Origin of the sequence: Aneurinibacillus migulanus, from assembly GCF_001274715.1 — a bacterium.
GTDB lineage: Bacteria > Bacillota > Bacilli > Aneurinibacillales > Aneurinibacillaceae > Aneurinibacillus > Aneurinibacillus migulanus.
Window position 1 is genome coordinate 1081078 of record NZ_LGUG01000004.1, and the last position, 23478, is coordinate 1104555.

The window sequence follows — 23478 nt, forward strand, 5'->3', positions numbered from 1 at the left end:
TTTTCGTCAAGAATATTTATCCATCGGAGACACAATACTAAAACGAACATGACACTTGACGAGAGGAGCAGGGAGCGGTGGATGATTTACAATTAGCGCGGGCAATGTTCGGAACGACGATGGGATTTCATATTATTTTTGCGACGCTTGGAGTAGGCTTACCGCTAATGATTCTAGGAGCGGAGATTCTATACCATTGGAAAAAAGACAGAGATTATCACATTATGGCTCAGCGATGGACCAAAGGCTTTGCAGTATTATTAGGGGTGGCCATCCCTTCTGGAACAATTGCGGGCGTGCAGTTATCCTTGCTGTGGCCAGGATTTATGGAAGTGGTAGGTAAGGTTATCGCTCTGCCATTCCAGATCGAGATTTTTGCGTTTTTACTAGAAGCGCTATTCATGTCCATTTATGTATATGCGGCGGATCGCCTTTCTCCCGGAATGCGTATTCTCAGCGTTAGCTTAATTGCACTCGGAGCGTTGGCATCAGCTGTACTTATTACGAATGTCCATGCATTTGAAGGTACGCCGGCTGGATTTCGAATCGAGAACGGTCAGGTAGTCGATGTGGACCCGTGGGCGGGATTCTTTAACCCAAGCTTTGTTGTGTCGGCGGTTCACGTCGGACTTTCTGCATATATGACAGGTGCTTTCGCCATCGCTTCTGTGGCGGCGTATAAGATGCTAAAGCGTCGGAGAGGAGATAGAGAATTTACTTTTCATCGTAAAGCGTTAATGATGGCACTGGCAATCGGTGGGCTGTTTTCGATAGGTACTGCATTGAACGGACATGAGTCTGCGCAGTATCTTCATGAGTATCAGCCGGAGAAGCTAGCGGCAGCGGAAGGACTCTTTGAGACGCAGGCGTATGCACCGCTGGCGATTGGTGGCTTTACGGATGAGGCGACACAAAGCGTAAAATATGGCATTGAAGTTCCGTGGGCATTAAGCTTTTTGGCGGGCAACCGATTTGACGAGGTAGTGAAGGGGCTTAATGATTTTCCTCGAGAATATTGGCCTCCACTGTATATACACACCTTATTTAATGGGATGGTTGCCATCGGTTCGCTTTTGATTCTTTTGTCGATTATCGGTTTTGTCTGGCGTCATCTTATGAAGCGTGAAGGGTTCCCACGCTGGCTTATGTGGCTTTTCATTGCATCCGGTCCGCTGGCGATGATGGGTATTGAATTCGGTTGGATTTTTGCTTGTACTGGGCGCCAGCCATGGGTACTGTACCGAACTATGCTGACCGCTGATTCGGTCACGCAATCGGAAAATATCGGTCTGCTGTTTGCGTTATTCGTCAGCATTTATTTGTTGCTTGGAATCGCAACTGTGGTCGTATTACGCCACTATTTTAAGCGACATCCATTGGAGAAGGAGTTGGAGAAGAGAGGAGCGCTTGGTTCATGAGCAATGAATTGATTGCGATTGCTATGCTATGGCTGTTTGTTTTTGTATACTCAGTAGCGGCCTCGATTGATTTTGGTACTGGTTTCTGGTCGATGATATACCGTAACCACGAACAGAGCAGAGCAACCAACATCGCCAACCGATATTTGTCGCCTTCCTGGGAGGTGACTAATGTATTTGTTGTTTTAATTGTTATCGGATTGGTATGCTTTTTTCCGGGTGCCACATTTACGCTTGGCACAGTACTTCTAATTCCCGGTAGCTTGATTTTACTTTTGTTGTCCATTCGTAGTGCTTTTCTCGTATATTCTCATTCCGTAGAAGGATACGAGAAACAATTAACTATTATTTCAGGTATTAGTGGTCTGCTCATCCCTGCACTTCTTATTCTTGTACTTCCGATTACGCAGGGCGGGTTCATCGGGACAGAAAAGGGATATGAAGAGCTGTTGCTCGGAAAATTGCTGACAAGTGCCAGCGGAGTTTCATTCGCAGCCTTCGCCATTAGCAGCACATTCTTTCTCTCATCGCTTTTACTGGCAGATTATTCGCGGGTTGCGAATGAATCGGAGGCGTATCGGCTATATCGCCGTGATGCTATTCTGAACGGCCCGCTTTCCTTCTTTATTGCATTAGTGCTCGTTGCCTCTATGAGAGGCGAAGCGCCTTGGTTGTATACTAATTTACTTGGAGAACTGAACATATTGCTTGTGTCGGCTGCGTCTTTTTTTATCGGATATACAGCGTTATGGTGGCCGGGTGGGGCACAAACGAAGCTTTTGGGAAGACCACGCATCGCCGTACTTTGTATTGTCCTACAGTATCTTCTGGCCAGCTACGCATACGGTAAAGCTCATCTGCCTTATATTGTGTATCCGCATGTTACCATTGAATCGGCTTTCACCCATCCGAATACGTTTCGCGCGCTGTTCATTTCATACATTGTTGGCTTTGCGATTTTGACACCGGGTTTTATCTTTTTCTGGCGGATGTTTATGAAAGATAAGCGTTATTTGCGACAGTCCTAATTGGACAGAAGGCAGACAGCTCCTTTCTATCATAGAAAGGGGTTGTTTCTTTTTTGGTACACATAAGTTTCTATAGGAGATTATTTGTTTCCTTTAGATACGAAAGCAAGGCGATAAGCTCTAAAACATGCGAATGTAACCTTCTGTAAAGTAGGTATATTTTTTGCAATAGTTAAAATATACAGTCAAAAATAAATTGCACATCTAGTACTTTACTTATAGAGGTGAGGGAATGAGTACGACGGTTGGGAATGTAATCGAGTGGGCAGCACGAAATTACCCGCAGAAGACAGGCCTGGTGTATCGAAGAAAGAACCAGAGCTGGACGTTTCGAGAGTTAGATGAGAAGGTGAATCGGTTTGCTGACGCACTTAGGCGCAGAGGCGTCCGGAAAGGGGATGTAGTATCTGTTTTTCTCTATAATACAAGTGAATTTGTCATTACCTTATTTGCTGCCGCAAAATTGGGAGCTATTTTCAATCCGATTAACTATCGATTGACTGCATATGAGCTTCAGTACATTCTGAATGATGCAAACAGCCAGGTGCTCGTATACGAAGCAGCACTCGCGGAAGTGGTAAAACAGGCTCGTAAACTGGGAACGCAGGTAGCTCAATTTATCTTTGTCGACGAATCGGTGCCGAACGGAGATGATTCTTTCTACGAACTAGTAGCACAAGGAGACAATCAGCGGCCGCATGTTCATGTAACAGAAGAGGACCTGTATATTATGATGTATACGAGTGGTACGACTGGCCGTCCAAAAGGAGTATTGCATAAGCACCGTGACATGGTGCACCACAATTTTCTAATGATGCAGTGCATGGGATTGAATAAGAATGATGTTGGGCTCTCGGCTGCACCGCTGAACCATACGGCGGAGCTGCATACATCTTTCTTACCGCGTGTACATGTAGGAGCTACTAACGTGTTGCTTCACTCCTTTTGTGCGGCGGAAGTATTGAAAGCGATCGAATGCGAGAAAGTAACCCACTTGTTTGCTGCACCTACCATGGTCAATATGTTGCTGAACGATGTGGCATTTAGCACGTACGATTTGTCTTCGCTGCGGCTGCTCGGATATGGTGGCGCATCGATGCCGCCTGTGCTCATTCGCCAATTCCAACAAAAAGTCGGTGCGGACCTAGTGCAGATGTATGGTACAACGGAGATGGGGCCGGTTATGACGGTTCTCTACACGGATGAACAGTTAGAACGGGCCGGGTCAGCAGGGAAAGCCATTCTTACACATGAAGTGAAAATTGCTCATCTGCGGGAAGACGGAAGTCCCTCCCATCCGGATGATGAATGTGCCATAGGAGAGGTGGGAGAAATTATCGTCAAAGGCCCATGCATGATGCAGGAGTATTATCAACGACCGGAAGCGACAGAAAAAGCGCTTGCATATGGTTGGTATCATACAGGCGATATGGCGTCATACGATGAAGACGGCTACATCTGGATTCACGATCGATTGGATCATATGATCGTTTCAGGTGCAGAGAATGTATATCCCAGGGAAGTAGAAGATCGGCTTGTTGAACATCCTGAAATTCTGGAGGCAGCCGTAATCGGTAAGCCTGATCCGACATGGGGCCATATTGTCGTTGCGTATATCGTCATCAAACCGGGAAGTACAGCGACCGCTGAGGAGCTGGATAAGTTTCTTTTGGACGGTGGACGGCTCGCAAAGTATAAGAGACCGCGTGAATACCATTTTGTAGAGGCATTACCGAAAACCCCTAGCGGTAAAATTCAGAAATTCGTACTTGAGAAGCAATGGAAAGAAGTGCGGTAAAATAAAAGAATATAGAGCGGAGGCAAAGAGGCGATGCGGGGATATTTCGGAAAGAGGCGCGAGCATGGAGCTGAACAGCCAGCCGTATTAGGCGGTTTGAAGCTAAGGTTGCCGTTTGTCCACTATGGTATGGAGTTTCCGGATTGGATTCAAGGCGCGATTCTTTGTGTGGTGCCGATGGGTATCACGGCAGTTATGATGGATACGCTGGGCATACCGTTTGAGCTAGCCATCGCTTTTGTCATCATCAACAATTTTATGTATTTGCTGCATACACATTTTGGTGATCCGGCTATTGCGGGATGGATTACGGCCGGTATTCCGCTGTATGTCGGCTTTTTAAACGGATTTCCCGCAGGAGAAGAACGCATTCAGGCACTTATTGCTCTTCAGCTAACGGTTGCGTTTATTTTCTTGATAATGGGGGTGTTTAAAGGAGCCGATGTTTTGGTTAAAAGAGTACCCGTGTCTTTGAAAGCAGGAATTTTGCTGGGGGCAGCTATGGCTGCAATTCTCGGTGAATTCGCGGCAACGGGTCGTGTATGGAAAATGCCGGTCACCATTCTAATTGGGGCTGCGCTCGGATTTTTCATGATGTTCTCTAAATCCGCTGGGCCGCTGCGCCAAAAATATGGCTTGTTCCGTTATATTGCCCAATTCGGCATTGCGGTACCGTTTGCATTGGCATATGGCTTCGGTATTCTTATTGGAGAAGTTAATCTTCCTGTATTGAACTGGAGCTTTGTAGCATTGCCTATTGGCGAGATTATAGCTAACTATAGCGTATTCGGCCTCGGATTTCCGCCAATGGAATACTTTTTGAAAGCGTTACCATTGGCGGTTGCCGCTTATATTATCGCATTTGGAGATATTCTTGTAGTCAGTACTTTACTGAAGAGTGCAAATCAAGCACGCCCAGATGAAAAAATCGCATTTAGCCCGGGACGCAATAGCATTATTGTCTCGTTCCGAAATTTTCTGCAAGGATTGTTTATGCCCTATCTTCCGTTATCTGGCCCACAGTGGACGGCAGGGCAGGTGCTCGCATTAAACAGGTATATGAATAGCAGCCGAGAGCAGAACGATAGTTATTGGGGCGGGGCGACAGGCATCTTCTGGGGGATGAGTATTGCGCTTTTGTTAGGACCGATTGTTTCCTTATTTCAACCTGGTATCCACATTGGCATGGCGCTTACTATGCTTATTCAAGGTTACTTATGCGGATACCTGGCACTGGAAATTCTTAAGGATGAAGGAAATTTGCAGAAGGGTATTGCTGTGCTTGTCGGTGCCGTTCTTGCTACAAAAGGAGCAGCATGGGGTCTTGGTATCGGAATTATCCTTTGGTTATTGCTAGAAAAAGATTGGACGACTGCAGGTCGGTCCGTGGCGGAAGTTACCATTGTCTCTGAAGATTCTGCACAAGCGAAAAAAGCGGAGTAAAACGTAAAAAGGGCTGACTCAAAAGGTTGTGAGTCAGTCCCTTTCTTGATGGATAAGAGAGTACATGCTGCTTTTTCCCTGTAGAGTATATGAAACAGTTAGCAAAATATTTAATGACTAGGCTAGCTGCTGAAAAAGCTCATGCTAGAACGTTTATGTTTTTTATAATGGTGATGTCCATAGGAGCGAGAGGAGAAATCACCGCGCCCTCTTCCCATTAGCTTGCGGGCGCCTTTTGCTAGTCCGGCTACAATTAGGAGACCGAACACCAGGATGATAAGCAGTACGATGACAATGCCTCCAAGCAGTATTTTAATCATGTTCTTTCCTCCTCATTCGGTACGTACTGTGTAATACGTGAGAGCGAAAAAAAAGTTTCAACGTACGTTCCTGGATGAAAGCTTTACTTTATTGCCGTGTTTCTAGCCAAGCGTTTTTGCTATCGATTAAAAGCTGTAGGTCAGGATCTTCGTGACCATTTACTCTCGAAAGCAAGTACTGGGAAAAGACTAGATCATCCCGGGTAAGGTAGGCATAATCTGAATACGGATGCGGCGTCAAATCCGGATACAGCGCATAATACAGATTTTGATCAGGCATAACCCATTGTGCACGGGTAGCCTGGATACCTGCAAGCAAACGGTTCCCCAGTTGTTTTTTACTTTCATCGCCATTATACAAATATACTTCGTAGAGGTAATTCATAGTAGCTACTAAATGGTTAAGCGACGTATGCGATTGCTTGCTTCCTTCTGCTCCTACATAATCGGGTACGAAGAGGCCATCCGGACCTACTTTTATTCCATAACGCCCAGCATAATCCATAAGATACGTATCCCATTTATCTAACGCTTTTTTTATGACCGGATCGGGCATGACCCAATAGTAGTGCAATAGAAAAGTCGCATTGTCGATGTTGCGTCGGTTATCCATATAGCGATAGCCGATTCCGTATGACTGGTATAGCCACTCTGACCGCGGATATGTTTCCCAATATCCGCTATTCGTTTGCGTTTGAACGGCTGTATAGGCGAGGTGGGAAGCAATATTTTGGAACCATACGCCGTTCTCTGCCTCGGGTAGAAACGCGAGTGAGCGAAGTCCATCAACATTAGCTGGATTCCGGTAAAAGCTGCCTGGCTCATATGGTCTGTATGTATTTTCATTCGTATAGTAGGCACCATCTTCCCGTAGCTTCTTGTCGATTTCGAATTCGAGCTGAGCCGCTTTCGTTTCGGCCAGCTGGTTCTCCCAGCGAATGAGCGGTTGATTCGACAGCATGCCCCATGTTGCTGATTCGGTACCGGCTCCTGCATTCATCGTGAGCAGGAATACATGACCTGAATCGTTCTGTGTGTGTTTTGTTGCTGGACTTGCTTGCGGCATTTCTTTATATACAGTATAGCCAAGCGATTTGTATGTTTCAGCTTTTCCGATTCGATAGAACAACTTACTTCCGTCCACATACACCGAAGACGCATAGGAATCGGAGGCACCCATAAATTTTTTCCAGCTCTTCTCGTTACCAGTCACAAGAGAAGCGGTTTGCTCTATTGCAGGATCAAGTGCGGTAATGCGAACCTGCACAGGCTCTGTTTTGCCGGCATTCGTATGGCGAGCAAAGTAGAGAAAGCTTCCGTTTTTTAACTTGACGAACGTAAGATCGAAACCACGTCCACCTTTTTTATACTGATAATACGTATATGTCGCATGCTCGTATTTTTTTGTTGTGACAACTGGGCGGACCGATTCCACCCATCCATTCGCTTCTATCCGATATTCCGGTAGTCCATCATTGTCTATGTCCACTGGGTGGAGAACAGGAACATTGCTCGTAGCCGCAGCAGCCGTTCCATTATGTATAAGTCCAGAGAAAATAAAAAGACAGCACAAGAGACAGAGAATGATACTTTTTATGTTTTTCATGTTCGATCCCCATTTTCCTAAGTGATATATATTTACATTCTGCATAGATAGGTCTTTTGCCTTCTTCCGTATAAAAAATTCAATATTTGTTTGCATTATTGAAGATAACTCCCGTTTCAGAACGTCCCGTTATCAAGTAGAATTTTACTAAAGAACTTTATTTATCCAATTCATAAGTCCTGGTTAGGGGTGAGGGAGATGGAAATTGTACAGTTCGAGTACAGAGGAAGAGTAGAACTTGGAAGGATGGAAACGGCAGAAGGTGAGCTTCTGAACGTAGAGGTGAAAAATCCGGAGTCCTATATGGTTGGAGACTTTATCGGATTTTTCTATGGGGGAAGAAAGTTCTCAGTAAAAATCATAAAAAAAGGACTGCAGCATATTTGCCTGTTTATTCCGTTGTTCGAGACGAATTTTCCGAATAACCGGAGAAGATGGCCACGCGTTCGTGTCGACTTGAGCGCTTTTATCAATGATTATTTAAGCGAGAAAATCTACGAAATCCCGCCTGATTTGCGAATACGTGTCATTGATTTGAGCATCCAGGGGTTCGGATTCATTTCACCCGAACCGTTGAGAGTAAATCATTCTTATTATTTGCTGTTTGAGGTGCCTGATTTAGCCATTAAAATAAAGACAATCCATTCGTCATGAAAAGCTTGCTGATGACGGCTACCGTTATGGCTGCGAGGTCTTATCAATTACAAAGAAAGACTTCAACGCACTGCGCCGCTATGTTCTATTGCAGCAGCTCATTAAGAGTGTTGCGCCGCATTCTCAGACATAGTGGCTTAAAGATCACGAAAGAAAAGGCAGCTTGACCTCAGAGCAATTTGAAATGGCGGGAGAACCAGTAATCCTCAAGGACACGCTCGACTCCCGAAGCGACGATATGCTGAAACCCCTCTTCATCTGTAGTAAGCCAATTGTTAGCTTCATCTTTGAATACAGGATAGAAATGCCCCTTCTTAAATAATAACGGAGCAGAAGGCGTTTCAATATAATCTTCGGTCGTTCTGGCGTGAACGTCCCGGATACATTGCGCAAGTTCCAAAAGTTGGCTCCTCCTTACTTTCGCTTACTGGCCAATTGACATGAATATTTTTATCCTGGTCTAACGGGCAGTAGCCCCTCCCCTTCATATGCGCTACATGGGGGAGCTGTCCCTATGACCCCGATAAGTGCAACTAACCATCAGCGGATGATGAAGAAACTCCCACTGATAGAAGTTTTACTTTATTGTATAGGAAAAATGCCAAGAAACGAAGAGAATACACTATTTAATTCATAGAAACTCCACTTTTTTCTTACGAAGTCCTATTGTATATTAAGTAAATATACCTATAATTAAGGTATAAAGATATAAAAATGTGATGTGCTTTAGAGACTAGTGCCATTTCGCTGTTTATACAGTGAAAAAAGGAAGAGTAGGAAGAAGAAAGATGGGGTGGTAAAGATGTTTTGGGGACCGATTAGTTTAATGGGATTTTTTTGTACGATTGTGTTTCTAGGATTTGCATTCATCTCTCTTTTTTCCGTATTTAGGAAGAAAGGGAGCTTTGTAAATAGCATTGTTGGAATTGCACTCTCGGCTGTCTTTTTCGCCGTATTCGCATTCGGAGCAGTAAAAGTTCAACAGAACAATGAAGTAGCCGGAGATAAGTTGAATCAGAGATCGGTTGCGGTGATAGCAACACAACTACATACAAACCTAAAAAGATAACCTGCCTGTATAAAGGGCAGGTTTTTCTTATAAAAAAACGAGTGGGGGAATTTTAGAGAAGAGGAAACGTGTTTGTGAACAAAAATGGATTATTTGCTCATCATCTTTTCACAAATGATACATGTACAGAAGAATAATGGAACTATAATAAAAATGCAGCAAGCAATGTTTCAAAATTACTTGCTGTATCACTTAACTTTTTGGTTTTTCTTTATATTGAGAGGTGCTTATTATGTTCTGGCTTGAATTCCTCATTGTACTTATTTGTATCTTCGTTGGTGCGCGTCTCGGAGGAGTTGGACTTGGAGTAATGGGGGGCGTGGGGCTCGCGATTCTAACTTTTTTCTTCCATCTACAGCCAACCGCTCCGCCGATCGATGTTATGTTGATGATTGTTGCCGTTATTACAGCAGCAGGGGCGCTTCAGGCGGCGGGCGGTATGAATTATCTCGTTCAGCTTGCTGAAAAAATGTTACGTAGGAACCCATCTCATATCACTTTTATGGGACCTATTGTAACGTACTTGTTTACATTTTGTGCAGGAACGGGACATGTAGCGTATTCTGTGTTACCGGTTATCGCTGAAGTGGCGCGTGAATCTGGTGTGCGTCCGGAACGTCCCATGTCCATCGCTGTAATCGCCTCTCAGCAAGCGATTACTGCAAGTCCGATTTCAGCAGCTACAGTAGCACTATTAGGGCTTATATCTGGATATAATATTCAGTTGATTGACATCCTAATGGTGAGTATTCCTGCGACGTTTCTAGGCTGTATGATCGGTGCGCTGTTTGCCAGTCGTATGGGCAAAGACCTGGACAAAGATCCTGAGTATTTACGTCTGGTAGAAGAAGGACAGGTCCCGTCCTTCAACCAGCATGAAGAGCAACAGCCGGTAAATCGTCGGGCCAAGCTATCCGTTTTTGTATTCCTGGCAGCTGCGTTTGCTGTAGTACTGCTCGGCACCTTCCCAGAACTGCGTCCGGCATGGGAGGTAGCAGGCAAAATCGAACATATGGCGATGCCGGTAGCGATTGAAATTGTCATGCTTACTGCTGCTGCATGCATCATTTTACTATGTAAAGTCAATGTAGATGACGTAGTGAAAGGAAACGTATTTATAGCGGGGGCGCAGGCAGTTGTCGGTATTTTCGGGATTGCTTGGATGGGCGATACATTCTTTGCCGGCAATATGGAGCTATTGAGTGGATCGATTAAGGGAATGGTTACTGCTGCACCGTGGCTGTTTGCTGTTGCGTTGTTCCTGTTATCCATCCTTTTGTATAGTCAGGCAGCGACTGTCCGTGCACTTATGCCACTTGGTATCGCGCTTGGTATTCCGGCATCATCGTTAATCGCCATGTTTCCGGCAGTCAATGGCTACTTCTTTATACCGAATTATGGTACGATAATTGCGGCGATTAATTTTGACCGCACAGGTACGACGCGCATCGGAAAGTACATACTCAATCATAGCTTTATGATACCAGGGCTTGTATCTACCGTATCTGCTGTGGCCATAGGCTTTATACTGGTTCAATTCCTTTTCTAATTACAATCTTACATTACAATATAGGAGATGTTTGTAGACATGGGAGACAAAACATATCGTGTAGAGAAAGACTTTCTTGGTGAAAAAGAAGTTCCGATTAATGCTTACTACGGTGTCCAGACGATGCGTGCCGTAGAAAACTTTCCGATTACAGGCTATCGTATTCACGAATCGCTCATCACAGCGATGGCTATCGTGAAAAAAGCGGCAGCGTTGGCCAATATGGAAACCGGTCAGCTTAATCAGCGCCTAGGAAATGCCATCGTACAGGCGGCACAGGAAATTATTGATGGTAAGCTGCATGATCAATTTATCGTAGACCCGATTCAGGGTGGTGCAGGTACATCCATCAATATGAATACGAATGAAGTGATTGCGAACCGAGGTTTAGAAATTATCGGGGAAACCAAAGGTAATTATTTTCAATTAAGCCCAAATACGCATGTTAATATGGCGCAATCAACGAACGATGCATTTCCGACAGCCATTCATCTGGCTACACTCTCCATGCTCGATAAGCTGCTCGTAACAATGCAGGAGCTACATGACGCATTCGCTGAGAAAGCGAAAGAGTTCGACCATGTAGTTAAAATGGGGCGTACCCATCTGCAGGATGCAGTTCCGATCCGTCTTGGCCAGGAATTTGAAGCATATAGGCGTGTATTGGATCGTGATATGAAGCGAATTAAACAATCGCGTCAGCATCTATACGAAGTGAACATGGGTGCGACTGCAGTAGGCACAGGATTAAATGCCGATCCTAGGTACATTAAAAGCGTCGTGAAGCATTTGGCTGACATTAGCGGCTTCCCAATTGTCGGAGCGGAGCACCTCGTTGACGCAACGCAAAATACAGATGCGTATACGGAAGTATCGGCTGCGCTGAAAGTATGCATGATGAACATGTCCAAAGTGGCGAACGACCTGCGTTTGATGGCATCCGGTCCACGTGTCGGGCTGAGCGAAATCTCGTTGCCTGCCCGCCAGCCTGGCTCCTCAATTATGCCAGGTAAAGTCAATCCGGTTATGGCCGAGGTCATTAACCAGATTGCCTTCCAGGTTATTGGTAATGACAACACCATTTGTCTGGCATCTGAAGCGGGTCAGCTTGAACTGAATGTAATGGAACCAGTCCTTGTCTTTAATCTGCTGCAATCCATTAGTATTATGAATAATGGCTTCCGCGTGTTCCGCGAATATTGCGTTCAAGGAATTACGGCGAATGAAGAGAAGCTGAAAGAATATGTAGAGAAGAGTGTAGGTGTCATTACGGCCGTCAACCCTCATCTGGGATACGAAACGGCGGCGCGTATCGCCCGCGAAGCGATTCTAACTGGCAAGTCGGTACGTGAGCTCTGCTTGTACTACAATGTATTGACAGAAGAGGAACTTGACCTGATTCTTGATCCGTATGAAATGACGGACCCGGGTATTTCTGGTGCAGCATTATTGTTTAAAGATTAGATAGATTGTCGGAAAAATAAAACCGCTGCCCAGCAGGCATCTGCTTCACCAGTATCGGTAAGCGCAGCGAAAACGATCGTCTCTACATCGCCACCCGGGGCTGCAAGTGAAAAAGCTAAAAAGCAACAAAAATGGTCTAATGATAAAGACTATAAGTATAAGGAAAAGTATGAAAAAGAGAAAGAAAGCCATAAAGATAAGGATGATGATTAAAGAATCCGCCTATGGGCGGGTTCTTTTTTTATCGCATAAGAAAGTAGATGCCGCGATAAAGCAAGCAAGCGGCATCTACTTTCCTCCGAGCGAGTTTTTCTTATTGTGTCTGTTTTCCCGCTCTGGAAACATGTTCGTTTAATAAAACGGCACCTCCAACACACACTAACAATACTTCGAACAGGAGGTGAAAGAGTATGGCACAAAACAGAAACAAATTACTTGTTCCTCAAGCAGAACAAGTGCTTGATCAATACAAATATGAAATCGCGGCTGAATTTGGTGTACAATTAGGCGCCGACACATATGCCCGTTCTAACGGTTCCGTTGGTGGTGAAATTACCAAACGTTTGGTGAAATTATCGCAACAGCAACTTAGTGGTAAGTAATCAATCGAATATATATGGAAAAAAGCGGCTGACTGTTTACGTCTGCCGCTTTCTGTCATCCTATATGGATAGATTCTCCGTTATTGTGCTATAGCCTCCGGCATATGCAAGAACTTGAGAACTTCATGCACAGATGCCTCGCCTTGATCGATGCAGTCGGGCAGTCCGGCTCCATGATATGGAGCACCGGCAAGAAAAATGCCAGGTAACTGGGCATGTAGTTCAGCCTCTAGTTTTGCCATTCGCTGTTGATGGCCGACCACGTACTGCGGACGAACTTGTTTCCAGCGAGTAATATGATAAAACTCAGGCTGTTGCTCAATTTTCATGATTTTATTCAAGTCGGTCAGCACGGCCTTGATAATCTCTTCATCCGGTTGATATACAATAGCGTCCTCATCGGCGCGCCCGACGAAGCATCGCAGAAGCACCTTTCCCTTTGGTGTTGTTTGAGGCCATTTTTTGTGTACCCATGTACAGGCTGTGATATGATAGTTCGCATTGCGCGAGACAATAAACCCTGTTCCGTTAATGTCTTGCTTAATCGCTGTTTCAGGGAAGGCAAGTGCTACGGTTGCCACGGATGTGGTTGGCATTTCTTTTAGAAGATTGATAAAAGGATAAGCCGATAATGTGTCGCGTGTCGTTTTGGCTGGTGTTGTCATTACGACGCTATCCGCAGCCATAACAGTTCCATTGGATAATTGCAGTTCATATCCTTCATCTGTTTTACATATCTTCTCAACCGCAGTGTCTTTACGGATGCAGACCGGGTCTAACCGCTGTTCAATTGCTTCTACCAGAGATTGCAGGCCGCGTTTGAAAGTCAGGAACGCGCTTGGCGTTTTCTTGTCAGCAGAAGCCTTAGGCTGCTTTGGCGTTGTAGAGCGCATACCGAGAATCAGGCTGCGGTATTTTCGTTCTACATGATAGAATTGCGGAAAGGTTGACATGAGGCTCAAATCGTCGATATTTCCCGCATACACACCGGACAGCAATGGCTCAATTAAATTTTCCACTACTTCATTGCCAAGACGGTGACGGAAAAATTCACCCAGAGAGCGATCTCCTTCCCCTTGTTCGCCGCGAGGTAAAACGAGATCAAGTGCCGCCCGAAGCTTTCCTGCCGGGGAGAACAGTGAAGTTGTTACAAAGGGTGCCAACTTAGTTGGAATTCCCATGATGGCACCGCCCGGAATCGGATACAGCTGATCGTTGTTGAGAATATACGCTTGTCCTGTTTGATTGCGTACCAAGTCGTTTTCAAGGCCTACTTCTTTTGCCAGACGGGCTGCGCTTGTTTTTCGGGCCAGAAAGGAGTCCGGTCCCCGTTCAATGACAAAGCCATTTGTATAATCGGTCTGTATCTGGCCGCCCAATCGTTCCGACGACTCCAGCAATACATACCTGATAGGGAGCTTTTGTTCCTGAATCGCTTTCTGCAGATAATATGCGGTTGTCAGCCCGGTGATGCCGCCACCGACAATCGCGACTGTAAAAGCTTGCGTACTCATGGTTCATCACTTTCTTTCTTCTAGCTTCTTAAGGACAGCAGATGCCAGCGCTCCGATGAACATTTCGTGTGTATTTGGCATCGGCGGGCGGAAATAATGAACGCCTAGCTCATCGGCCAGATTTTTACACTCATAATCGTTATCGTATAGCACCTCAAGATGATCGGAGACGAAACCGATCGGACAAAATACCATCGTAGTATACCCTTCTTTGTGAAGTCCACGCATTCTGTCCAATACATCCGGACCAAGCCACGGCTCAGGCGTGCGTCCCGCACTTTGCCAGGCAGTCGTATAATGCGGCACGTTCGCCATTTCTGCAATCATGCGCGCATTGTCCGCGATTTGCTGCGGATATGGATCGTTCATTTGCTTAATTTTTTCTGGTAGACTATGCGCCGAGAAAATTACAATTGTCTTCTCCTGTTCCGTTTCTGAAATCGATGCATATGTTTCCTGTAGCCGTTCTGCCCAGTAACGGATGAATGCCGGCTCTTCATGCCAATTATCAATAGAATAAAGAGTCGGTCCACCTCGTTTTTCACTTTCTTCAAGGGCACGTCCATTATATGATTTTGCGCTGAATGTCGAGTAATGAGGGGCCAGTACGATACTGACTGCCTCTTCGATGCCGTCTTCGTTCATACGCCGTATACCGTCTTCAATGAAGGGCTCTATATGTTTCAGGCCAAGGTATGCTTTGAATTCATATTCGTCCTGTATGTGATTGAGCTTGGTTTCAAGAGCGGAGGCCTGCTCTTCCGTAATGCGGGCGAGTGGGGAAATCCCTCCGATTTTCTCGTAACGATCGGTCAATTCTTGTAGCAATTCCGGCGTCGGTGTGCGGCCGCGGCGGATATGAGTATAATATGGCTCGATTTCCTCGGTGCTGCGCGGCGTACCGTAAGCCATTACGAGAAGTCCCATGCGATTTTTCGTCATTCTTATACCCCGCTTTGTTTTTGTGTTATTTTTTCGCCGAATAGTTGTGAATGAATGCAGTGAGGCGTTGCAGGGTTTCAACCTTTACCTGCGGATATACTCCGTGCCCCAGGTTGAAGATGAAGCCCGGCGATTCCATACCTTCATCCAGAATTTTTTTTGCTTTCTTCTCCAATTCCGGCCAATCAGCCAGCAGAAGACCTGGATCGAGATTGCCCTGCACGGTTCTGCTCACACCTTGCTGACGGGCTTGCGTGATGCTTGTTCGCCAATCAAGTCCGATTACATCAAGCGGCAGCTTATTCCATTCCTGAAGTAGATGACCGGCCCCGACCCCGAACATAATTTTCGGTGCGTTTTCTTTTTCCAAGGCAGAGAAGATACGGTTCATTACAGGAGCCACGTATGTTCTGTAATCTTGCGCATTCAATGCTCCTACCCATGAGTCGAACACCTGAACAGCTTGCGCACCGGCATGGATTTGCGCTTGCAGGTACGTAACTGTCATCTCTCCTAGCTTGTCCATTAAAAGGTGCCATGCTTCCGGGTTCGAGTGCATGAATGCTTTCGTTTTATAATAATTACGTGACGGTCCGCCCTCAATTAAATAACTGGCCAGCGTAAATGGAGCGCCTGCGAATCCGATGAGTGGCACAGACAGTTGCTCACGCAGCAGCTTGATCGTATCAAGGATATATGGCACGTCTTCTGACGGGTGAAGCGGTTGCAGCTTCTCCACATCTTCTTTACATGTAATCGGATTATCGATAACGGGTCCGATGTTCGACTTAATCTCCACATTAATGCCCATCGCTGGCATTGGGGTCATGATATCAGCGAACAAAATCGCGGCGTCCACGTCCAATTGTTCGATGGGAAGCATAGTAACTTCCGCACATACTTCCGGGCGATGCGTAATCTCGAACAGTGAATATTTCTCACGAATCTTCCGGTATTCCGGCTGATAACGGCCAGCTTGTCTCATGTACCAGGCAGGTACACGATCGTGTGCTTCGCCGCGACAGGCTTTTAGAAAGTTATCATTAAATGGCTTTGTGCTCATTTTGCCACACCTTTCCTTTCGATAAACATAAAAACGATAAAAACCTTCCCTATTGTACGATAGCATATCTTGCTTTTAAAAGGTAAGGAGTTATTGTGACAAGTATTCTTCAAGAGGAATTTTCGCGGCAGTATGTAGGTAAGAAACCAAAAGTAAAAGCGGATGTAAGCGAAGCAGCTGCCTACATCCGCATAAAGTGAAATTTCACGCTATAGGGCTGTATTGCGATTACGCCTTTGGTGTGGGCGGTTCATCGCCAGGTTTGGCAGATGTAGCATTAACTAATTTTTTGTTAATAAGTACCGGAACGATATCAACTTCATTAAGCCGTCCGCAATACAGTACTTCTTCTTTCCCATGTTGCTGGGCGAGACGTTTTCCTGTCGCTGTCTCTAGCAAGAAATCCGGCAATGATTTTCCGATTTGCAAGTAGCTTGCTTCAAGCGCTTTACCTAGGTCACAGACCTTGCTCGCGGGTACGAGGCAGCGAGCGAGATGAACCATCATACCGGCAGCTAATCCGTCTTCAAGCGCAAACTCGTGGCGGGTACCTGCACAGTATAGCGTAATATCCAACTGGCGCCTGATGGCTTCTCTAATGCATGCATCAGCATTAAGAAAGCAACCGATAAGCACATGTGCGGCACGGGCCGCTTTGCTGATGGCGATCGTACCGTCAGTCGTCGTTAGTACAAGCTGTTTGCCGGCCTCATGGGGAATGCGGAATGCGGTAGGAGAGTTGCTGTACTCGAATTCCGCTACCTTTTTTCCATGTCTTTCTCCGGCGCATACAACGTTCTGTGAGCGCAGAGCCTGCGCCTGCCCGATCGTTTCAACGGGAAGAACGGAGGCAAAGCCACAATTGAGCGCAGCCACGATGGTGCTCCCCGCTTTCAGCACATCAATCACAATAACTGTGCGTCCAGCGATCTGCTCCTGCCGAATTTCCTCTACTGTCTGCACGACTTCAATCCTCATGTTTCCCTCTTCCTCTCATTCCTCGGGTTTTCTGCCTTCATATTATGCCGAATGAAATATGGGCGTTCCCCCTCCGAAGATATATTCCGATCTGTACATGCATACGTTGAAAGAGAGAGGAGGGGATACGTGTGCTGGAAAAAGCGATTATCGGTATGGCAACGTTGCGTCTTCTGTCAGGTTCGCTGGAAGTTCTGGCTGCACTTATGATTATTAAAGTGAATGAAGTAGAAAAAGCGCTATTGATTAATTCTAGTTTAGCATTGGTCGGGCCTCCAGTTCTCCTACTAACGACGATGATTGGCCTTATGGGAATGGCTGACCGGATAAGCCTGACGAAAATTCTATGGATTCTCATCGGTGTGACCTGTATTTTAATCGGAGTACGTAAATAGAAAGGGGGCGTATATATGCGATATGTGACGCAAAAAGGAGATACAGTTGCCAAAATTGCCAATCGTTTTGGTACTAGTGTCGCGGGGATATTAAGTGTTAATCCATCACTTGGACGAAAGAGGTATTTGGTTCCCGGACAGGTAGTAATCGTACCTGATACGGTGTCCACCTACGAAACACAAAATGGTGATACTCTCTATTGTATTACGCGGCTATTCGGTGTATCACTGCAAGAATTGCGATTGGCGAATCCTTGGCTTGGAAGCATTGCACAGGAAGAGATGCTTGGGCCCGGGACGGCGCTTATGATTCCACCCACTTGCCTAGACGGAATTGTTCGCACAAACGAGGAATATACGCCATACGATCTGGCGAGGGATACAGCGGCATTGCAGGAGAGCTATCCGTTCTTGCAGATGGTAACGATCGGTCATTCTGTTGCGGGAAAACCGTTGCGGGCGATCCGGCTGGGAAATGGACGCAAGGAGGTATTCTACAGTGGGGCATGGCATGCTAACGAATGGATAACGGCGTCCGTGTTAATGAAATTCGTAGAAGATATGGCGCGAGCCTATTCCGAGAAAGAAAAGCTGCAGGGATATGATATCGAAGAGATATGGGATCGGTTCAGCATCTGGATTGTACCGATGGTAAATCCAGACGGTGTAGAGCTCTCAGTGCTTGGTATTGATTATGCTTATCCGTATTACGGGGAAGTGCTGGCGATTAACAACGGTTGCGATAATTTTACAGGATGGACCGCTAATATCCGCGGCGTCGACTTAAATCACCAGTGGCCGGCGTTATGGGAGGAAGAGGCGAGAACAAGTCCACAGGCGCCATTTCCTCGTCATTATGGGGGCCCTTATCCATTATCTGAGCCGGAAGCACGAGCGGTGTATGAGTTTACGAAGGGTCATGATTTTCTGGGGGTATTAGCGTATCATTCGCAGGGACAAGTAATCTTCTGGGGATTTCAGCATATGGAGCCTGCCGGCAGCGAGGAAATTGTCCGCCGGATGCAGACGTTGAGTACGTATACTCCCGTGCATACGGCAGACAGTTTTGCTGGCTATAAAGATTGGTTTATTCAGGAGCACCGCCGTCCTGGTTATACCATTGAAGTGGGGGTAGGTGTAAATCCTGTACCGATTGAGCAATTCGATTCGATTTATCACCAGAACCAGGGAATTTTGCTGGAAGCGCCCTTGCTGTTTGAACGATATATAACCGTCTAGTGCATCATATCCCAGAGCTGTTTGCCGATGAGCAGCGCAGTCACACTGACAAAGAGCGGTTTTACATAGCTTGCGCCTTTGCGGATGGCTACCTGCGATCCGAGCAACGCGCCTGCCACCATCGCAATGCCCATTGGAATTCCGTACTCATAATTTACGGCACCTAAGGCCATGAACATAGCAAGGCCCGCAATGTTGCTAGCGAAGTTAAGTACCTTGGAATTTCCGGCGGCACCGACAAAATCGAATCCCATAAGAAGAAACGCAAACAAAAGAAACGACCCTGTTCCGGGGCCGAAAAATCCGTCATAAAAACCGATAATAAGAGCGGTCATAATGGCGAAAAATACAATCTTCTTCGTTGCACCCCTATATGTAGACTCGTTGCCCCAGTCTTTCTTGAAGAGCGTGTAAATTGTGACCAGGATTAACAAAACGACGACAAGCGGTTTGAGGAATTCAGGTGGAATCTTTGTTACTGTATAGGCGCCTATAGCTGAACCGATAAGCGAGAGCGGAAACAGCCACCCTACCATCCGCAGATTGATTTTACCTGAACGCATAAATGAAATCGTACTTGTGCATGAAGACATGGTGCTGGCCAGCTTATTTGTCCCAAGTACTACCGTGGACGGAAGACCAGTCAACAGCAAAGCTGGGATTGAGATCAAGCCTCCGCCGCCAACGACTGAATCGATGAACGAGGCCAGGAAGCCCGCAGCCATAATAAACAGCAGCATGTCCGTACTGATATGTTCCATACTACCCCTCCGATAATGACATAGAATAAAAGCTATATTCTACTATACTATACTTTACGAATAAATTATGAAAAAAAGAAAGAAGGTCGTTCCTGGAACAGTAGTTAGATAATAGCGACTGTTCTTTTTCTTTTTAATAATATTTCTTTTTTGAAGGAAATGCCGTTTATTCCATAATGCATATAGAGTATAATATAAACTTAGTTAAAGTAAGTAAAAGCTGTCATGTAAGGTTTGGGAGGAATGTATGGAACAGCAAGCGATTTACGCCATAATTATTTTCTTAATTACGTATGCGCTCATTATTTCAGAGAAAATCCATCGCACGATCGTGGCTATGCTCGGTGCCACGTTAATGATCGTATTTGGCATTGTAAATCAGGAAACGGCCCTGCATCATATCGATTTCAATACGTTGGGGCTGTTGACCGGGATGATGATTATTGTTACGGTTACGGCTCAGACCGGATTGTTCAAGTACATAGCGATTTGGGCGGCCAAGAAAGCTAAAGGCGACCCGATACGCATTCTTGTTGCGCTGGGACTTATTACCGCTTTTGCTTCTGCTTTTCTTGACAATGTGACGACGGTGCTGCTCATGGTACCGGTAACATTCAGTATTACACGCCAGCTTCGGGTATCGCCGATGCCGTATCTGCTGACGCAAATTTTTACTTCCAATATTGGGGGAACGGCCACACTAATCGGAGATCCGCCCAACATTATGATTGGAAGCGCAGTCAAAGAGTTGACATTTGCCGCTTTTATTTTTAATCTCGCACCGATTATTATTGTCATCCTGACCGTCACTGTCGGTATTCTTGCTTTTTGGTACCGCAAGCAGTTGAAAACGACGCCTGATCTACAGCAGGAATTGATGCAAATGAGCGCTGAGGACGAGCTATCAGACCCGACACTGCTAAAGAAATGCCTACTCATTCTGGCGCTGACTATCGCCGGATTCTTCGCTCACCAAGCGTTGCATATCGAGTCGGCGACTGTTGCGTTGACCGGGGCATTTCTGTTATTGCTCCTGACCGGCGAACATTATCTTGAGGATGCTTTGACCCGCGTGGAATGGACAACCATCTTCTTTTTCGTTGGGCTATTCGTGCTTGTATCCGGTCTGGTCGAGACAGGAGTCATTGCAAAGCTGGCACAGGAGGCAATCGCATTGACCGGCGGAGATTTGACGGCTACAGCCATGCTCATTTTGTGGATGAGTGCCATTGCTTCTGCTTTCGTAGATAATATTCCGTTCGTTGCTACCATGATTCCGATGATTCAGGAGATGGGCAAAATCGGTCTCACTGATCTTGAGCCGCTCTGGTGGTCTCTCGCTCTGGGGGCGTGTCTCGGCGGGAACGGTACGCTGATCGGTGCCAGTGCCAATGTGATTGTGGCGGGAATGGCTGCCAAAGAAGGTCACCATATTTCATTCTTGAAGTTTATGGCGATTGGCTTTCCGTTGATGATTTTGTCGATTGTTATTTCGACCATATACGTGTATTTACGCTATTTGATGTAGAGATAGAAACAGGAGGAGAGATGGAATGGTTCGTTACGAATATGATCGGGAAGGTTTGGATATTCAGGAGAGAGACAATGATCAGGACAAGGAGTTTATTATTAAGGTGAAAAATCCAGACAAATACTTGCCTGAACTGCACAAGGTCCGTACGTATTTCGCTAAGGATACGGTACATACGGATGCGTTATTCTACACACATCAGCATAATGAATACCATGTTATTGTGCGTGCGGATTATTACATTGGTTTTCTATTAGGTTTATTCAAGCACAAAATTTTATTAAGTCTGGAATGGGAATAATAAGAACGCAGAAAGGGTCCGGCAAGCCCGTTATGGCTGCCGGACCACTTTTTGTTTTAGTCCGTCTGAGCGTAGCGGTTATGCAAGTAGCGACCGGATAATCTGATTCGTAATGTTGGGGACAATCTCTAGCGAGAATGTCATTTCAATACGCTCGTATTTTTTGTGTGCGTCATAGCCGTATGGCCCAACGTTAATGACCGGCACATTAAGATTACGGATCGCCTCGTAATCCACACTGTATTTCTGACCGAAAGCCGGATTATTATCTGCTTCGCTTCGTATGCTTTCTTCATCGTCGCTAAGCGCTACGAAGCTCATATCCGAGATGTAGGGGAAGAAATGCCTGATTTGAATCGGATGCTCATAATGCGGCTGCACATATGCTACCGCCTGTTCAAGCGCCAGACTTAAGTTCCGCTCGTTCTCCGTCTTATCCGTCAGCTCCACGCGCGGTGAATAGATGGAGGAGTAGAAAATGATAATTGCTGGACGCTTATCCTTCATCCATTTCCATGCTTCCTCGACGACACGCGCAGCATACATCCGGCTATCCAGACTTGTATCTGCTAATAGCTCACGCATGTATGTCTCCATATGCCTGGTATATGCATCACCCCAGTCACGCGTAAGAAGTTCGTTCATTTCTTCATATGTATATACGCGGCTTGTCCAGGGGATTTCTTGATAAGGTTCACCGCTGCGTGCACAATAAGCGCGATACCGTTCCTCGAAGAGTTGTAGAACGCTATCAAAAGCAAGGTGCGCCTGCTCCTTCAACTTCTCCAGTACTTTTTTTGGAGACCAGGAGTGAACGAGAAAATTATAGTAGACGTAAGCTGCAAGTGCAGTCTGCACCGTATAGGAAGGCTTCAAGTCCATCTGTTTCAATGAGACTGGTGGTGCAGTGCTTTCCCCATATGCCTCATCGGATAATTCCGGGTTGTAATTAATGCGCCGTGTTAGTTCTGACGCAATGAAGTTCGGATCAAGCCCTTCAAAGCAAGCGCCTACATGTGTTTCTGCACCTGTAATGAAAAAGGACGGTAACAGTTTACCTACGGTGCCTTTATATACGTAGCGGTTTTCGTCGCCTTCGTAACGAGGGGAGACCAGATCGGAATTAATAGCCGCCACGTATTCGAAGTCGTATTGTTGCTTCCATTCCTGTAGTGGATACAGTGCAGAGAGAATGCCGTGTGAGCTGTCTTCTTCATCACATTCCGCTATAAGCACCAGATTACCGGCTAACTCCTCGGGATGCTCCGCATAGTAGCGAAGCAGATAAAGATTGCTGGCTACCCCGCTTTTCATATCAAGAACGCCGCGACCAAACATCCACTCACCAGAATCTAATTGCTGCCGAATAGCAGACGGAAGGGACTCATCTGCGAGAGCTTCCTTCAGTTCATCCGGTCGGCAAGCCTTGTCTTTCAGATGTCCGAAATCATCAATACCTACTGTATCGATATGTCCCATTAGAATCACCGTGCGAGCGCTTGCTGCTTTTGTACCACGGATGCATGCCAGAACATTAGAGCGTCTGATATGATCATTCACTGTTTGGACGCAGCGCACTTGCTCAGGGTGCTCATTAAAGTATGTCCACGACTTTAGCATTTCGTATAGCTGTTCTGCAAGAAGCTGTTCTCCTTCTGTATTGACGATGCTTTCCGTGTGAACGAGCTTTTTGGTCAATGAAAGTACGTCTTCATAGCAAGATAGCATAGGAAACATCCACTCCTTCATGAGAAAAGTAAAAGAGAACCGTATCTATTCTTTATAATCCCGGATGGATAAAGA

General features: G+C 45.9%; 22 protein-coding genes. 13 read left to right on the top strand and 9 right to left on the bottom strand.

Annotated features, from left to right (window positions below; translation table 11 throughout):
- The first annotated feature begins 77 nt into the window (after window positions 1-77).
- From AF333_RS07080 to AF333_RS07095, 4 genes are all read left to right on the top strand, one after another.
- The gene (locus AF333_RS07080; RefSeq protein ID WP_043065464.1) at window positions 78-1418 is read left to right on the top strand and encodes a cytochrome ubiquinol oxidase subunit I; all 1341 of its coding nucleotides are present in this window, start codon (window positions 78-80) and stop codon (window positions 1416-1418) included.
- Window positions 1415-2446 carry a cytochrome d ubiquinol oxidase subunit II gene (locus tag AF333_RS07085; RefSeq protein ID WP_043065465.1) on the top strand — a complete coding sequence of 344 codons (1032 nt, stop codon included), beginning with the start codon at window positions 1415-1417 and terminating at the stop codon, window positions 2444-2446. Before AF333_RS07080 ends, AF333_RS07085 begins: the two co-directional genes overlap by 4 nt.
- 232 nt (window positions 2447-2678) lie before the next feature.
- Complete coding sequence (locus AF333_RS07090) at window positions 2679-4244, top strand: long-chain-fatty-acid--CoA ligase (protein WP_043065466.1); 1566 nt, start codon at window positions 2679-2681, stop codon at window positions 4242-4244.
- 33 nt (window positions 4245-4277) lie between these two features.
- Window positions 4278-5687 carry a hypothetical protein gene (locus AF333_RS07095; RefSeq protein ID WP_043065467.1) on the top strand — a complete coding sequence of 470 codons (1410 nt, stop codon included), beginning with the start codon at window positions 4278-4280 and terminating at the stop codon, window positions 5685-5687.
- Between the two features lie 122 nt (window positions 5688-5809).
- Here the strand turns inward: AF333_RS07095 and AF333_RS07100 are convergent, their stop codons facing one another.
- Window positions 5810-6007, bottom strand: coding sequence for a hypothetical protein (locus AF333_RS07100; protein ID WP_043065468.1), 198 nt, complete (start codon window positions 6005-6007; stop codon window positions 5810-5812).
- Window positions 6008-6095: 88 nt separating this feature from the next.
- Complete coding sequence (locus AF333_RS07105) at window positions 6096-7613, bottom strand: hypothetical protein (protein WP_139188898.1); 1518 nt, start codon at window positions 7611-7613, stop codon at window positions 6096-6098.
- 198 nt (window positions 7614-7811) lie between these two features.
- Here AF333_RS07105 and AF333_RS07110 point away from each other — a divergent pair, with 198 nt between their 5' ends.
- Entirely contained in the window at window positions 7812-8267 is a 456-nt protein-coding gene (locus AF333_RS07110; RefSeq protein WP_043065470.1) for a PilZ domain-containing protein, read from the top strand.
- A 169-nt stretch (window positions 8268-8436) separates the two neighbouring features.
- Here the strand turns inward: AF333_RS07110 and AF333_RS07115 are convergent, their stop codons facing one another.
- Window positions 8437-8667: an SH3 domain-containing protein gene (locus tag AF333_RS07115; RefSeq protein WP_043065471.1), complete on the bottom strand. Its 231-nt coding sequence runs from the start codon at window positions 8665-8667 to the stop codon at window positions 8437-8439.
- Between the two features lie 393 nt (window positions 8668-9060).
- Here AF333_RS07115 and AF333_RS07120 point away from each other — a divergent pair, with 393 nt between their 5' ends.
- From AF333_RS07120 to AF333_RS07140, 4 genes are all read left to right on the top strand, one after another.
- Window positions 9061-9336, top strand: coding sequence for a hypothetical protein (locus AF333_RS07120; protein ID WP_053912253.1), 276 nt, complete (start codon window positions 9061-9063; stop codon window positions 9334-9336).
- 232 nt (window positions 9337-9568) lie between these two features.
- Window positions 9569-10885, top strand: coding sequence for an anaerobic C4-dicarboxylate transporter family protein (locus AF333_RS07125; RefSeq protein WP_043065473.1), 1317 nt, complete (start codon window positions 9569-9571; stop codon window positions 10883-10885).
- Between the two features lie 39 nt (window positions 10886-10924).
- On the top strand, window positions 10925-12349 hold the full coding sequence (gene aspA / locus AF333_RS07130) for an aspartate ammonia-lyase (RefSeq protein ID WP_043065474.1): 1425 nt from the start codon (window positions 10925-10927) through the stop codon (window positions 12347-12349).
- A gap of 410 nt (window positions 12350-12759) precedes the next feature.
- On the top strand, window positions 12760-12951 hold the full coding sequence (locus tag AF333_RS07140) for an alpha/beta-type small acid-soluble spore protein (protein WP_043065476.1): 192 nt from the start codon (window positions 12760-12762) through the stop codon (window positions 12949-12951).
- 80 nt (window positions 12952-13031) lie between these two features.
- On the opposite strand, the gene hemY is transcribed toward AF333_RS07140, so the two are convergent.
- The 4 genes from hemY to AF333_RS07160 all read right to left on the bottom strand — a co-directional run bounded on the left by hemY (window position 13032) and on the right by AF333_RS07160 (window position 17448).
- Window positions 13032-14465 (bottom strand): protoporphyrinogen oxidase, encoded by a 1434-nt coding sequence (gene hemY, locus AF333_RS07145; RefSeq protein ID WP_043065477.1) that lies wholly within the window; start codon window positions 14463-14465, stop codon window positions 13032-13034.
- Window positions 14466-14471: 6 nt separating this feature from the next.
- The gene (gene hemH, locus AF333_RS07150) at window positions 14472-15407 is read right to left on the bottom strand and encodes a ferrochelatase (RefSeq protein ID WP_043065478.1); all 936 of its coding nucleotides are present in this window, start codon (window positions 15405-15407) and stop codon (window positions 14472-14474) included.
- Window positions 15408-15432: 25 nt separating this feature from the next.
- Window positions 15433-16470 carry a uroporphyrinogen decarboxylase gene (hemE, locus tag AF333_RS07155; protein ID WP_043065479.1) on the bottom strand — a complete coding sequence of 346 codons (1038 nt, stop codon included), beginning with the start codon at window positions 16468-16470 and terminating at the stop codon, window positions 15433-15435.
- A 228-nt stretch (window positions 16471-16698) separates the two neighbouring features.
- On the bottom strand, window positions 16699-17448 hold the full coding sequence (locus AF333_RS07160; RefSeq protein ID WP_043065480.1) for a 2-phosphosulfolactate phosphatase: 750 nt from the start codon (window positions 17446-17448) through the stop codon (window positions 16699-16701).
- 131 nt (window positions 17449-17579) lie between these two features.
- On the opposite strand from AF333_RS07160, the gene AF333_RS07165 reads away from it, so the two are divergent.
- Window positions 17580-17843 (top strand): YqhV family protein, encoded by a 264-nt coding sequence (locus tag AF333_RS07165; protein ID WP_043065481.1) that lies wholly within the window; start codon window positions 17580-17582, stop codon window positions 17841-17843.
- Window positions 17844-17858: 15 nt separating this feature from the next.
- The gene (locus AF333_RS07170) at window positions 17859-19082 is read left to right on the top strand and encodes a M14 family zinc carboxypeptidase (protein WP_043065482.1); all 1224 of its coding nucleotides are present in this window, start codon (window positions 17859-17861) and stop codon (window positions 19080-19082) included.
- Here the strand turns inward: AF333_RS07170 and AF333_RS07175 are convergent.
- Window positions 19079-19843, bottom strand: a complete 765-nt coding sequence (locus AF333_RS07175) for a sulfite exporter TauE/SafE family protein (protein ID WP_043065483.1) — start codon at window positions 19841-19843, stop codon at window positions 19079-19081. The genes AF333_RS07170 and AF333_RS07175 overlap by 4 nt on opposite strands.
- Before the next feature lie 247 nt (window positions 19844-20090).
- Between AF333_RS07175 and AF333_RS07180 the strand changes: the two genes are divergently transcribed.
- Together AF333_RS07180 and AF333_RS07185 are read left to right on the top strand one after the other, a co-directional pair.
- A complete protein-coding gene (locus AF333_RS07180) occupies window positions 20091-21371 on the top strand; it encodes an ArsB/NhaD family transporter (RefSeq protein WP_043065484.1) in 1281 nt (426 codons plus the stop codon).
- A gap of 25 nt (window positions 21372-21396) precedes the next feature.
- A complete protein-coding gene (locus AF333_RS07185) occupies window positions 21397-21675 on the top strand; it encodes a hypothetical protein (protein ID WP_043065485.1) in 279 nt (92 codons plus the stop codon).
- A gap of 78 nt (window positions 21676-21753) precedes the next feature.
- Here the strand turns inward: AF333_RS07185 and AF333_RS07190 are convergent, their stop codons facing one another.
- A complete protein-coding gene (locus AF333_RS07190; protein ID WP_043065486.1) occupies window positions 21754-23403 on the bottom strand; it encodes a M20/M25/M40 family metallo-hydrolase in 1650 nt (549 codons plus the stop codon).
- Window positions 23404-23478 lie beyond the last annotated feature (75 nt).